The organism is Rhodothermales bacterium (genome assembly GCA_017643395.1).
Taxonomy (GTDB): Bacteria; Bacteroidota; Rhodothermia; order Rhodothermales; family UBA10348; genus JABDJZ01.
This window is the reverse complement of record JAEPNP010000001.1, coordinates 1,674,900-1,688,117: the sequence shown is the minus strand read 5'-3', so window position 1 is coordinate 1,688,117 and position 13,218 is coordinate 1,674,900. Positions and strand designations below refer to the sequence as shown.

General features: G+C 63.6%; 12 protein-coding genes and 1 riboswitch. Of the genes, 7 read left to right on the top strand and 5 right to left on the bottom strand.

Annotation, left to right across the window (positions count from 1 at the left end; all coding sequences use genetic code 11):
- Position 1: 1 nt before the first annotated feature.
- From ilvN to JJ896_06880, 4 genes are all read right to left on the bottom strand, one after another.
- A complete protein-coding gene (gene ilvN, locus JJ896_06895; protein ID MBO6779364.1) occupies positions 2-580 on the bottom strand; it encodes an acetolactate synthase small subunit in 579 nt (192 codons plus the stop codon).
- Position 581: 1 nt separating this feature from the next.
- A complete protein-coding gene (ilvB, locus tag JJ896_06890) occupies positions 582-2,345 on the bottom strand; it encodes a biosynthetic-type acetolactate synthase large subunit (protein ID MBO6779363.1) in 1,764 nt (587 codons plus the stop codon).
- 4 nt (positions 2,346-2,349) lie between these two features.
- Complete coding sequence (gene ilvD / locus JJ896_06885) at positions 2,350-4,083, bottom strand: dihydroxy-acid dehydratase (protein ID MBO6779362.1); 1,734 nt, start codon at positions 4,081-4,083, stop codon at positions 2,350-2,352.
- A gap of 72 nt (positions 4,084-4,155) precedes the next feature.
- Positions 4,156-4,305, bottom strand: a complete 150-nt coding sequence (locus tag JJ896_06880) for a hypothetical protein (protein MBO6779361.1) — start codon at positions 4,303-4,305, stop codon at positions 4,156-4,158.
- 365 nt (positions 4,306-4,670) lie between these two features.
- On the opposite strand from JJ896_06880, the gene JJ896_06875 reads away from it, so the two are divergent.
- From JJ896_06875 to JJ896_06860, 4 genes are all read left to right on the top strand, one after another.
- A complete protein-coding gene (locus JJ896_06875) occupies positions 4,671-5,363 on the top strand; it encodes a hypothetical protein (protein MBO6779360.1) in 693 nt (230 codons plus the stop codon).
- A gap of 189 nt (positions 5,364-5,552) precedes the next feature.
- Positions 5,553-5,683: riboswitch (SAM riboswitch) on the top strand.
- 158 nt (positions 5,684-5,841) lie between these two features.
- Positions 5,842-7,161, top strand: a complete 1,320-nt coding sequence (locus JJ896_06870) for an O-acetylhomoserine aminocarboxypropyltransferase/cysteine synthase (protein ID MBO6779359.1) — start codon at positions 5,842-5,844, stop codon at positions 7,159-7,161.
- A gap of 25 nt (positions 7,162-7,186) precedes the next feature.
- Positions 7,187-8,233 (top strand): homoserine O-acetyltransferase, encoded by a 1,047-nt coding sequence (metX, locus tag JJ896_06865; GenBank protein MBO6779358.1) that lies wholly within the window; start codon positions 7,187-7,189, stop codon positions 8,231-8,233.
- Complete coding sequence (locus JJ896_06860) at positions 8,230-9,402, top strand: PLP-dependent transferase (GenBank protein MBO6779357.1); 1,173 nt, start codon at positions 8,230-8,232, stop codon at positions 9,400-9,402. Before metX ends, JJ896_06860 begins: the two co-directional genes overlap by 4 nt.
- A 60-nt stretch (positions 9,403-9,462) precedes the next feature.
- Here JJ896_06860 and nth read toward each other — a convergent pair whose 3' ends face one another.
- The gene (gene nth / locus JJ896_06855; protein ID MBO6779356.1) at positions 9,463-10,086 is read right to left on the bottom strand and encodes an endonuclease III; all 624 of its coding nucleotides are present in this window, start codon (positions 10,084-10,086) and stop codon (positions 9,463-9,465) included.
- A 101-nt stretch (positions 10,087-10,187) separates the two neighbouring features.
- Here nth and JJ896_06850 point away from each other — a divergent pair, with 101 nt between their 5' ends.
- Genes JJ896_06850 through JJ896_06840 form a run of 3 tightly spaced genes read left to right on the top strand, consistent with a single transcriptional unit; the run spans position 10,188 to position 13,206 of the window.
- Entirely contained in the window at positions 10,188-10,508 is a 321-nt protein-coding gene (locus JJ896_06850; protein ID MBO6779355.1) for a YbjQ family protein, read from the top strand.
- A gap of 51 nt (positions 10,509-10,559) precedes the next feature.
- Positions 10,560-11,210, top strand: coding sequence for a DUF305 domain-containing protein (locus tag JJ896_06845; protein ID MBO6779354.1), 651 nt, complete (start codon positions 10,560-10,562; stop codon positions 11,208-11,210).
- Between the two features lie 31 nt (positions 11,211-11,241).
- Complete coding sequence (locus tag JJ896_06840) at positions 11,242-13,206, top strand: hypothetical protein (GenBank protein ID MBO6779353.1); 1,965 nt, start codon at positions 11,242-11,244, stop codon at positions 13,204-13,206.
- Positions 13,207-13,218: the final 12 nt, after the last annotated feature.

Genomic DNA, 13,218 nt, shown 5'->3' with positions numbered 1-13,218 from the left:
ATCAGTCTTCAAATGCTAGTTGGCGACGCATGGCAACCCGTCCGGATCGGGCGATCTCGCTGATGCCGTGCGGCTTCATCATGCCGATGAAGGCATTGACCTTCGAGGTCGGGCCCGTGACCTCAAACGTCATCGTGTCCGGGGTGATGTTGATCACGTTGCCGCGAAAGATGCCGACGATGTCCATGAGCGCCGGACGGGAGTCCACCGTATAGGCCACCTTGATCAGACACAGTTCACGCTCCACGTAGTCCTGACCGGTCACGTCGTCCACGCGCAGGGTGTCGACCAGATTGTTTAGCTGCTGAAGCACCTGACCGATGATCCGGTCATTACCTGTAGTGACAAGTGTCAGACGAGAGATATTGGGCCGGTCGGTTTCGCCGACCGAGACGCTCTCCAGATTGAATCCGCGCGCCGAGAACATGTTGGTCACGCGGTTCAGCGCGCCGATCGAGTTCTCGAGCAGCACGGTGATGACATGACGGTGAACCGTCGGCTCATCATCGGGGCGAACCGGCTCACCGGCCGCCTTGCGACGGATGATCTGCTGGGGCGTTAGCGTGGAGGCTTCAGGCATATCAGGCGGACAGTTCGGGGTTGAAGCGCTGCGTGATCATGTCGTCCGTTGCAGCGCCGGCCGGCACCATGGGAAAGACCATTTCTTCGGTCACAACGGCGAACTCCATGAGCACCGGGCGATCCGTGATCTCCCACGCGGCGTCGATGGTAGCCTGCACGTCATCCGGGCTCTCGCAGCGCAGGCCCTCACAGCCATAGGCCTTGGCCAGGGCCACGAAATCGGGATTCGTCGGTGTCAGGTCCGTATGGCTGTAGCGCTCGTCATGGAAGAGCTCCTGCCACTGCCGCACCATCCCAAGGAAGCTGTTGTTGAGCACCACGATTTTTACCGGCAGGCCGTGTGCGGCGCAGACACCCAGCTCCTGGCTGTTCATCAGGAAGCCACCGTCTCCGTTGATCGAGATGACCGGAACGCCGGTGTCCTTCAGGCCGAATGCCGCTCCCATCGCGGCCGGCAGCGAAAAGCCCATCGTGCCCAGCCCACCCGAGGTGATGTGGCTGCGCGTGCGGGCGTACGTGAAGAACTGCGCGGCCCACATCTGATTCTGACCCACGTCGGTCACGACCACGGCATCGCCGCCGGTCTTCTCACGCAGGGCCTGAATGATCTGCTGCGGGCGCAGTTTGCCATCGGGCACGAAGTCCATCGGACATTCCTTGCGCCAGCCGTCGATGCGGGCCAGCCAGTCTTCGGTGTCCTTCTCCACCAGCTGCGGCTCCATCTCCTCCAGCACCGCCTTGACGTCCCCGAGAATGGGGCAATCGACCGGCACGTTCTTCGAGATACAGGCCGGATCGATGTCAATGTGGATGATGCGGGCATGCGGCGCCCAGGCTTCCAGCTTGCCGGTCACGCGGTCGTCAAACCGGGCGCCGACGGCGATGAGGAGATCCGAATTCTGCACCGCCTGGTTGGCGTACCACGTGCCGTGCATGCCCAGCATGCCCACCGACAACGGGTCGTTTTCCGGAAACGCGCCGAGTCCGTGCAGCGTCGTCGTAACCGGAATACGGGTCTTCCGGGCGATGCGCGTCAGGAGTTCCGTGGCGCCCGAACTGATGGTGCCACCACCGACATAGAACAGCGGCTTCTGTGCCGTCATGATCATGCCGGCGGCCTTGCGGATCTGATCCGCGTTGCCCCGGGTCACATAGGAGTATCCGGGCAGCGTCACTTCATCCGGATAGTGAAAGGGTGCCTCCGCCAAAAGCACGTCCTTGGGCAGATCGACTACCACGGGACCAGGGCGTCCAGTTCTTGCGATGTGGTACGCGGCCCGTACCGTCGCCGCGAGATTCGCGACGTCTCGCACCAGGAAGCTGTGCTTGGTGATCGACCGGGTGACGCCGATGGTATCGCACTCCTGGAAGGCATCGTTGCCGATCAGGTGGGTCGGCACCTGCCCTGTGAACACGACAATCGGCACTGAGTCCATGAACGCATCGGCGATGCCGGTGACGCAGTTGGTCGCGCCGGGGCCGCTGGTGACCAGCACCGTGCCAACCTTGCCGGTAGCCTTGGCGTAGCCCTCTGCCGCATGCGTACCGCCCTGCTCGTGGCGCACCAGTACATGCTTGAAGCTCGGCTGCAGCCGGTGCATTTCGTCGTAGATCTTGATCACTGCACCGCCGGGGTGACCGAATACGTACTCGACGCCCTCGGCCTCCAGGCTCTTGATCAGGATTTCCGCACCGGACATGAGCTGGCTCTCGTGGGCCGGCTCGGAGTCGGTCTGCAGCGGGAAGTGCGTAGCAGTCGTCATAAGGTCATCCGGCCAGGACCGGCGTTTGGTGTTCGGCCCCGATGGGCGGACGGGGAATGCGCAGCACGGCACCCTGGTCGGCGCTCGTCACGAACCAGGTGTAGCGCTCCAGGTAGCCGCCTCGAATGCGCGACTCGAAGGGTGGCAGAGCGGCCAATCGACGGGAAATCTCCTCCTCGTCGACCAGCAGCTCGATTTCGTTGGACTCGATGCGGATGCGAATGCGGTCGCCCTCATTCACGGCGGCAATCGGCCCTCCGGAGGCGGCCTCGGGGGAGCAGTGGCCGATGCTCAGTCCGCGCGTCCCGCCGGAGAACCTGCCGTCGGTGATCATGGCCACCGAACGATCCAGGCCCATTCCGGCCAGCGCCGAGGTAGGCTGCAACATTTCCGGCATACCGGGTCCACCGCGTGGACCTTCGTAGCGAATGACCACCACATCGCCCTCCTGCACCTCACCTCCCAGAATGCCTTCGACGGCCGCGTCCTGGGACTCATAGATGCGGGCAGGCCCTTCAAAATCGAGCATATGCTCGGCGACGGCCCCAGTCTTCACGACCGCACCACGTGGCGCCAGATTGCCGAAAAGCACCGACAGTCCACCCGTCTGCCGGAACGGCGCCTTGCCCGTCCGGATCACGATGGGGTTGCGGTTTTCGGCTTCCTCAAGCTGCTCGCCGAGGGTCTTGCCGCTGACCATGGGCCGGTCCGTGTTCAGGTGGCCCAGCCTGTGCAGTTCGCGCAGGATGGCCGGCACTCCGCCCGCGTTGTCCACGTCCTCCATGTGCACATTCGGGGTAGCCGGAGCCACTTTGCACAGGTAGGGCACGCGGGCCGAGATCTCGTTGATGCGCTCAAGGTCGTACGGGATGTCGGCCTCCTCAGCGGCAGCAAGCAGGTGCAGAATGGTGTTGGTGGAGCCGCCCATGGCCATGTCGAGGGCAAACGCATCGTCGAATGCATCCCTGGTGACCACCTTCCGGGAAGTCAGACCCTCATCGACCAGATCCACGATGCGGCCGGCTGCCGCACGCGCCAGCTCGTGCCGTTTCGGGTCCACAGCCAGAATGCTCCCGTTGCCCGGCAGGGCCAGCCCCAGCGCCTCCATGATGCAGTTCATGGAGTTGGCCGTAAACATGCCGGCGCACGACCCGCAGGTCGGACACCCGAAGCTCTCCAGCTCGTGCAGCTCCTGCTCGCCGATCTGGCCGGACTTGAACTTGCCCACGCCCTCGAACACCGAGATCAGGTCGATCTTCTGACCGGACGGCGTCACGCCCGCTTTCATGGGTCCACCTGAAACGAAGATCACCGGGATGTCCAGGCGCAAGGCTCCCATGAGCATGCCCGGCACGATCTTGTCGCAGTTCGGGATGCACACCAATCCGTCGAGCCAATGCGCGGCGGCAACCGTCTCCACGGCGTCGGCGATCAGTTCCCGGGACGGCAGCGAGTACCGCATCCCGAGATGTCCCATGGCGATGCCGTCATCCACGCCGATGGTATTGAACTCGAACGGTATGCCTCCGGACTCGCGCACGGCCTGCTTGACCACCTTTCCGAATTCCTGCAGATGCACGTGCCCGGGGATGAGGTCGATGTAGGAATTGCAGACGCCGATAAACGGCTTCTCAAAGTCCTCGTCCGAGGTTATGGCGCCTGTGGCCCTGAGCAGCGACCGATGGGGGGCGCGCTCAAATCCTCGCTTGACGGTATCGCTTCGTCGTGGCTTTTGCATGAGATGCGGCGTTCGGGGGTTCGACCCGAAAACCGTCTCGTTGCCTTGGACTGTTGCGGATCGACTGGGGCGTCAGGTGAGGATGAGTACGACTACTCCAATTAGGGACAGAAGAAGTCCTGTCACCAGAATCAGGTTGTCGCTAATCGACGATCCGTTGACGGAAAGCATGCCCGGGGCAGCAGCCAGATCGGCGCGCGGCGTCAGGGATGTTCGGGGCATGATTCGCGTCAATTCTTTGCGGGAGGTGCAAAGAACGCGGTTCTGGGCCACCTGAACAATAGTTCGCTACCAGCGAAATGCAAGAAAGCGCTTCCTGTCGTGCAGCGAAGTTTCGCGCATGGGGCCTGATTCAGGTGAGCAAATAAGCGGAAACGCTTTCATGCACGACTAACATTTCGCCTGATTGGGCGGATTGCCTAATTTGTTGCAATCCGATACTCCTCGTCACCTAAATAATTTCCCCAAACGGAGCGGACGACAGACGAAACGCCCGCCGGGAACGCGCACCACCGCGTCCCCGCGGGCCTGACCGTCCGAATGAACAGGATGCCGAAAGGCAGCCAGTCACCTCGAACCGAACGATCATGCGCAAGATAGCCATCGCCCTGCTGCTCGCAGCAGTCGCCTTCCCCGTTAACGCCCAGGAGTTTTCCCTCGGATCGGACTTTGTGAGCCGGTACGTGTGGAGAGGAGCCGACTTCGGCGAATCACTCAGTATGCAGCCGGGACTCTCCTTTACCTACAAGGGGCTGGAGGTTGGCTCATGGGCCTCTTATTCGGTCGCGCCTGAGGGCGCCGCCGCCAACGAACACGACCTGTGGATCTCGTACACGCTGTCTTCCGAGAACTCCGGGTCGTTCTCGATTGGCGTGACCGACTATTACTTCCCAGCTCCCGGAGGAGTGGGATTCTTCGATTTCGCGGGCGATGGCCAGGGCGCCCACTGGATCGAGCCTTTTGTGTCCTATTCCGGGCCTTCTTCCTTCCCTGTCGAGCTCTATGGTGCCATGTTCGCCCACAACGACCCGGACAACTCCGTCTACGTGCAGGTGTCCTACCCCTTTGAAACGGAGGGCGTAGACCTGGGCCTCGCCGTCGGAGCGGTTACCGGAGAAAGCGGCTTCTACGGCACGGACGGTTTCGCCCTTGTGAATGTGGGTCTGACCGCGTCCAAGGATGTCTCCCTGACCGACCGGTTCTCGATCCCGGTGTCGGTCAGCTACATCCTGAACCCGGAGACGGAACGCACCTTCCTGGTCTTCGGCATCAGCCTGTAGACCTGACGTTCGGCCAGGCCGGCACGCGGAATCGCGTGCCGGCGTGGCCAACATGGCGCCGGCGGGGGAGGGAGCTGTCGCCCGCGCCTCGACTCGTGTCCGGATCGGCCGTGGGACGCCGATCCGGACCGAGTCATTTTCTCCGGAAGGCTTGCAACAGTTTTCGCTGCGAGCGTATCATCATCGCATAGCTCATCAAGAAGGGCGGAGGGTGCAGGCCCGACGAAGCCCTGGCAACCCCGAATTCAGTCTCCCTGACGCGATTTCGGAAGGTGCCAATTCCTGCCTCGATACCGAAAGGTGCCGGGGGGAGATGAGCGGGAGACACAGCACACCGTTGTTGCACCTCTTCCGCTTCACCCCGCGGGAGGGGTTTTTTTATGCCCCGTCCCGTGGAGTGCCGGCAACCGGCCGGATCGACCCCCGGAGAGGTTGGCCCTTGTTGATGAGTCCCTGAAACCGTCAACAAGAAGTGACCATGGCCACCAACGGAACCCATCGATTCGAGACGCTGCAACTGCATGCCGGGCAGAAGCCGGCACCGGGCACCAACGCCCGCGCCGTGCCCATCGTAGCGTCGACTTCATTCACGTTCGACTCGTCCGAGCACGGCGCCGACCTGTTTGCGCTGAGGCAGTTCGGCAACATCTACTCGCGGATCATGAATCCGACGACCGATGTGTTCGAGCAGCGAATCGCGGCCCTGGAGGGAGGGGTCGGCGCTCTGGCCACGTCCAGCGGCCAGGCCGCACAGCTGCTGGCACTGACCACGCTGGCCGAAGCGGGAGACAACATTGTCTCCACCAGCTACCTCTACGGAGGCACCTATAACCAGTTCAAGGTGGCCTTCCCCCGGCTGGGCATCCAGGTGCGCTTTGTGGACGGCGACGACCCCGACGCGTTCGAGGCGCTGATCGACGAGCGCACGAAAGCGATCTATGTCGAGACCATCGGAAATCCGCGGTTCAACATCCCGGACTTCGACGCACTCGCCGCGGTGGCCGCCAGGGCCGGAGTGCCCCTGGTTGTCGACAACACGTTCGGCGCCGCCGGATATCTGTTTCGACCCATCGATCACGGCGCTGACATCGTAACGGCCAGCGCCACGAAGTGGATCGGCGGGCACGGCACCACCATCGGCGGCGTGATTGTGGATGCGGGGTCATTTCCGTGGGACAACGGACGTTTTCCAAGCTTCACCGAGCCCAGCCCGGGGTACCATGGACTGAAGTTCTGGGACACGTTTGGTCCCGAGGGCGTGCTGGGCGCGAATGCCGCCTTCATCATACGGGCCCGCGTGGAAGGCCTGCGTGATCTGGGTCCCTGCCAGAATCCGTTCGGCTCCTTCCTCCTGCTTCAGGGCCTGGAGACGCTCTCCCTGCGTGTGCAGCGGGCCAGCGACAACGCCCTTGAACTGGCCCGTTGGCTGCAGGAGCGCGACGAAGTGGCCTGGGTCAGCTACCCGGGTCTGGAGGACCATCCGTACCACCGCGCGGCGACGAAATACCTGACCAACGGCTACGGGGCAGTGCTGGCGTTCGGTGTGCGTGGAGGCAGGGAGGCCGGACAGTCCTTCGTGGACAACGTCAAGCTGGCCAGTCACCTGGCCAATGTGGGCGACGCCAAGACCCTGGTCATCCATCCGTCCAGCACCACGCACCAGCAACTGACGATCGACGAGCAGGCAGCCTCCGGCGTGACCCCCGACCTGATCCGCGCCTCCGTGGGCATCGAACACATCGAGGACATCAAGTCGGACTTCGCGCAGGCCCTGGCTGCGGTCCCGGCGGTGGTCTGACATGGGCCAGGCCTGTACAACAACCGTGCGCACCCCCGCTCCGACGGTGGTGACCCTGCCGGAGCTTCCGCTCGATTCGGGCGGAAGCCTCCGGCAGGCTCCGGTGGCGTTTCGCACGTGGGGGAGGCTGAACGACCGCGGCGACAACGCCGTGGTCGTTTGCCACGCCCTCACCGGCGACACGGACGCAGCCGGCTGGTGGAGCACCCTGGTCGGACCGGGCAGACTGCTTGACACCGACCGGCTGTTCGTGGTCTGCCTAAACACCCTTGGCTCTCCGTACGGCAGTGCATCTCCGCTCACCGTCAACCCGCACACCGGGCAGGCCTACGGACCGGAATTCCCGGATGTGACCATCCGCGACACCGTTCGGGCGCACCGGCTCGTGCTGGCAGGACTGGGCGTGCGTGAGGTGGCGTTCGTCATCGGGGGTTCGATGGGCGGCATGCTCGCCCTTGAGTGGGCCTTCCACCGCCATCTGGTGCGGTCCGTCGCCGTCGTCGCCGCGGGCGGTCGGCACTCTCCCTGGAGCATCGCCTGGGGGGAGGCTCAGCGACAGGCCATCTTCAACGACCCGGACTGGCGCGAAGGCCACTACGCGCCGGAGCGCCCGCCCGAGCGCGGCCTGGCCGTGGCCCGCATGATGGCCATGGTGTCATACCGGTCCTCCGGCGAATTCGAGCAGCGATTCGGCCGCTCACGCCGCTCCGAAGGGTTCGAAGTCGAATCCTATCTGCACCACCATGGCCGCAAACTCAACGGTCGATTCGACGCGAACTGCTACGTGGCACTCACACGGCAGATGGACAGCCATGACATCGGCTTCGGTCGCGGCGGCTACGAGGCCGCCCTGGATTCGCTTCCCCAGCCCGCCCTGGTAGTCGGCATCCGCTCGGATGTGCTGTATCCGCTTCATGAGCAAGTGGAACTCGCCTCGCTGCTTCCTGCCGGCCACCTGGAGGTGCTGTCCAGCCCCTACGGCCACGACAGCTTCCTCGTCGACCACGAGGCCCTGACCGGAGCCATCGCTCCCTTTCTCTCCCGACACGTCTACCCCTACCAACTCCCATGAAAACCCAGACCCGCCTGGCGCTCGCCGGCCAACGCACCGATTCAGCCTACAACTGCATCGTGCCACCCATCTATCAGTCCGCGACCTTCCGTTTTGAGGACGTCGGCCAGACCAAGGGGTACGACTACACCCGCAGCGGCAACCCCACGCGGGCTGCACTCGAGGAAGCACTGGCGCAGCTGGACGGCGGGGCCGGCGCCGTGGCCGTTTCGACCGGAATGGCTGCCGTTTCGACCACCCTGGCCCTGCTTCCCGCCGGAGCCCGCGTGGTGTGCAGTCACGACTGCTATGGCGGGACGGAACGGCTGCTGACGCACCTTCAGGATCAGGGCAAGCTGACCGTGGACTACGTGGATCTGGGCGATGAGGTCGCGCGCACTTCAGCACTCACCGGCAAGGTGGACCTTGTCTGGATCGAGACGCCCAGCAATCCGCTTCTTCGGGTCACGGATCTCGCGGCAGTGTGCGCAGCGGCCCGACGGGCCGATGCCCTGGTGGCCGTGGACAACACGTTTCTCTCTCCTGTCTTCCAGCGACCCATCGAGTTGGGTGCCGACCTCGTCGCCTACTCCACTACCAAGTACCTGAACGGCCATTCGGACGTGGTGGGTGGTGCCATCGTCGCGGCAACCGATGAATTGAATGAGCGGATCCAGTTCACGGCAAACTGTCTCGGCACCGTGGCGCAGCCGTTCGACTGCTGGTTGGTGCTTCGGGGGCTCAAGACGCTGCCACTACGGCTGTCGCGCCACGCGGACAACGCAGACCGCATCGCCCGATTTCTGGACCGTCATCCGGCCGTTTCCCACGTCTACTATCCAGGACTGGAGGCCCATCCGGATCACGAGCTGGCCGCCCGCCAGCAGGACGGGTTTGGCGGCATGGTTTCGTTCCGGTTGCGTGGTGACGTCAGCACGCTCCTGCGGGGGACGCGGGTGTTCGCGCTGGCAGAATCGCTCGGCGGAGTGGAGTCGCTCATCGAACATCCCGCGACGATGAGTCACGCGTCGATGCGGCCCGAAGCGCGCGCCGCCGCCGGAATCACAGACGACGTGATTCGGCTTTCGGTGGGCATCGAGGCCCAGGAGGATCTGATCGCGGACCTGGATCAGGCGCTGCAGGTGGCGGCACTGGAGACGCCGCGCAGGGTGGCGGGCCTGGTTGCATGAGGCGACTGCGATGCACAGCGACAGCGAGGCGCGGCGCCGGCCTGAGCCCCCGGCGCGCGCCTACACCCCTTCCTGGGGGCACATCGGCCTGAGCACGCACGTCTCGCACTGCGGCTTGCGGGCGTGACACACCTGCCGACCGTGCAGAATGACGGCGTGGCCCAGGAAATTCCACTCTTCCTTTGGAAACGTGGCGATCAGGTCTCGCTCGACTTTCACTGGATCGGTGTGTTCGGTGAAGCCGAGCCGGAAGGCCAATCGTTTGACGTGTGTGTCGACCACAAAGCCTTCCGGCGTACCGAACCAGGTGCCCAGCACCACATTGGCCGTCTTGCGGGCCACGCCCGGCAGCCTGAGCAGCGAATCCATGGAGTCGGGCACCCTGCCATCGAACTCGTGCATGATCATGCGGGCGGCCCCGATGACATTCTTCGCTTTGTTGCGATAGAAGCCCGTGCTGCGGATTTCGTCCTGGAAAGTCTCCTGATCCGCATCGGCAAAGTCCGATACCGTGCGGTACTTCCGGAATAGATCAGCCGTCACGCGGTTTACGTTCACGTCGGTCGTCTGCGCGGACATGATCGTCGCAAACAGGAGTTCGTGCGCGTTGGTGTGGTTCAGCGCACAGTCCGCATCGGGATACAGTTCATGAAGGGAGGCTGCTACGGCTTCGTGTCTTTCCAAAGCAGTGAGAACTGGGTGAACGTCAAGCTAACAACGTTTGAGAACCCCTACATTGAGCGGCTGGATGTAACCCACCGTCGGCTTCGCCCGTTCAGGAAAGGATGATCATTGCCACTACTCCCACCATTTCCGGCAAGCGCATCACCCTCACGCACGGACTCGTGCGGGGCAATACCATCCGGGCTCGCAACCTGGGCCGCGACATCGGCGCCGTATTCAAGAATATGGTTGGCGGTGAGATCAAGACGTACGCCAAGCTCCTGGAAGATGCCCGCGAGGAGGCCCTTGAGCGCATGATGGAGGACGCCTCCAGGCTTGGCGCGAATGCGGTCGTGTCCGTGCGAATTGCGACCTCCGTCGTGATGGCGGGCGCGGCGGAGATGCTGGCCTACGGTACCGCCGTAACCCTGGTCGATGAGTAGCTGCAACCGAACGACCGCGCAGCCCGTTGGCGGGCCGCAACCCTGAATTCCATGCGACTCTTTCCCCTCCTTCTCGCTGGCCTGATTCTGGCCGGGTGCTCCTCCTCCAGGCCTGCGGTCACAGATTCAGACTCCGAGCTGGAGGAGCTATTCTGGGCGCGCCAGGACAGCGCCCGGATGAACTTCTCCGAGGCGGAGGTCGCCTTCATGTCGGGAATGATCGGGCATCATGCCCAGGCACTGATCATGTCCCGGCTGGCCGAACCCAACGGCGCAGCACCGCCTATCCGCACCCTTGCGGCGCGCATCATTAACGCCCAGAATGACGAGATCGCGACCATGCAGACGTGGCTCCGGGATAGAGGACAGCCGGTTCCGGAGGTCCACATTGACGGCCTGAATCTCATGATTCACGGCGCAGGAGACCATCACAGCCACACCGACATGCCTGGCATGCTCACACAGGGGCAGTTGAACGAGCTCGCAGAGGCCAACGGGCCGGAGTTCGACCGACTATTCCTGACGTACATGATCCAGCACCACCAGGGTGCCATCACCATGGTGGAGGACCTGTTCGGCACCGATGGTGCGGGACAGGATGAGGCCGCCTTCAAGGTGGCCTCCGACATCAACGTAGATCAGATCACGGAAATCGCGCGCATGGAACGCATGCTCGCGGCCATGACGGAAGACGGTCCGTGATTGCTTCCCCCTTCAACTCATCCATTTCATCATGAACTCCCGCCTGATCCTGTCACTCTTTGTGGTGACGTCCCTGGCCCTCGCGGCCTGCGCGCCCAAAGCGATGGTCGACAGCGCCGAAATGGCCGTGCTCACCCCGCCGTCGCCCGATCCGCGCGTCGGCCTCGGCGCCGGCCTCTTTGACGCCGAAGAAGCCATCTGGAATATGGAGCTGCTCTCCTCCACCCGGCCGCCCGAGGCGTTCATCGGCGTCACGAACTCCGACCTCGCCTTCCAGGGCAACTACGCTTTTCAGGGCAACTACAATGGCGTGATGGTTTGGGACATCTCCAATCCACGAGCCCCTGAGCTTGTCACCGAGTACGTCTGCCCCGCATCGCAGAGCGACGTCTCGGTCTACGGCGACCTGATGTTCGTTTCGGGCGAGGGGCTCGGCGGACGTCTGGACTGCGGTACGGACGGAGTACAGGAGCGCGTCAGCGAGGACCGTCTGCGCGGCATCCGCATCTTCAACATCGCCGACGTGCGCAATCCGGAGTACGTCTCCAATGTGCAGACCTGTCGCGGCTCCCACACGCACTCGGTGCTCGTCGACCCGGACGATGCCGAGAACGTGTACGTGTATGTTTCCGGCTCGGCGCCGGTGCGCCCCGAGGAAGAGCTTCCGGGATGCTCCGGTGCCTCCCCGGATGAAGATCCCAACTCGGCGCTCTTCCGCATCGAAGTAATCAAGGTCCCGCTGGACAGCCCCGAGGACGCGGCGATCGTCAGCAGTCCGCGCATCTTCGACGGCCTGGTTGCCCCGCCGCAGCACGGCCAGTCGCCTGCCGACATCGAAGAACTGGAAGCCGCTCGCGCATCCGGCGCCTACATCATCAAGTTCAACGGGAACGAGGTGGTAGTGCCCGGCCAGTTCCTCGGCCCGCTCATGCAGGCCTACAAGGCGCAGGCCGGCATTGAAGGTGACATGACCGCCGCCGACTCAAGCGACTTCCGCGCCAATATCCAGCAGGTGGCCGAGGCAGCCTTCGGCATCAGCGCCGAGGCTCCGGAGTCCGACGGCGCGGGAGCTGGCCCGACCCAGTGCCACGACATTACGCTCTACCCCGAAATCGGCCTGGCCGGCGGAGCTTGTGAAGGTTACGGCCTGCTGCTGGACATCGAGGACCCGGTCAATCCCAAGCGCATGGACGCCGTGGCCGACTCGAACTTCTCCTACTGGCACTCCGCCACGTTCGACAACGTCGGCAGCAAGGTGCTCTTTACCGATGAGTGGGGCGGCGGCGGCCAGCCCAAGTGCCGCGAGAGCGACCCGTACGAATGGGGCGCCAACGCCATCTTCACCATCGAGGAAGAGGGCATGGTCTTCCAGAGCTACTACAAGCTCCCTGCTCCCCAGACGAGCCTGGAAAACTGTGTTGCGCACAACGGATCGCTGATTCCGGTACCTGACCGCGACATCATGGTGCAGGCCTGGTATCAGGGCGGCATCTCGATCTTCGATTGGACGGACCCCAAGAACCCGTTTGAAATCGCCTTCCATGACCGCGGCCCTGTGAACGCCGAGTCAATGGGCAACGGCGGCTCGTGGTCCGTCTACTGGTATAACGGTGCCATCGTGTCATCCGAGATCAGCCGCGGACTGGACATCTTTGCGCTGACGCCGAGCCCGGCCATGTCCCAGAACGAAATCGATGCGGCGAACACCGTGCAGTGGGACTATCTGAATGCGCAGGGCCAGCCCAGCTACACATTCCCGCCCAGCTTCTCGTTGGCCCGGGCCTACCTGGACCAGCTGGAGCGCTCCGGCGGTCTCTCCCGCGCGCGTATCGCAGCAGTGCGTCAGGCCCTTGGCGCTGCCGAAAGTGCCTCGGGCTCGGCCCGCTCCAGCGCCCTGTCCGCACTTGGTGCCGAACTGCACCAGGAAGCCGATGGCGCAGCGGACTCCCGCAAGGTGCACATGCTGGCCTCCGCCATAGACGGACTGGTCGGCTGATGTTCTGACTCC